The following is a 239-nucleotide window of genomic DNA, read 5'->3' as shown; positions in this document are numbered from 1 at the left end:
ACACTTAAATACTAAAGCATTTTTCGAACCAGTCGGTGAAAATCCCGTTTTACCACTGTATTACAAAGATCCGAAGCAATACGGTTTCCTGCTTCAGATCTACTTCCTAAACAAGCGGTTCTCAATGATCAAGCAGGCACTGTCTGATGACAACAACGTCCTCGACCGTTCCATCTACGAGGATGCCCTGTTTACTCGGGAGAACAACGCGGAAGGTAACATCACTGATACCGAGCTTG

1 protein-coding gene is annotated in these 239 nt (G+C 45.2%); it reads left to right on the top strand.

The features are described 5' to 3' along the window. Positions 1-239 (top strand): deoxynucleoside kinase (locus tag AC2FA3_RS15625; RefSeq protein WP_490510396.1); only part of this gene is annotated, 239 nt, incomplete at both ends.

It is taken from the genome of Janibacter sp. CoH_79_TC_3, assembly GCF_058197955.1.
The sequence above is the reverse complement of the archived record's forward strand: the minus strand, read 5'-3'. Positions and strand labels throughout refer to the sequence as shown.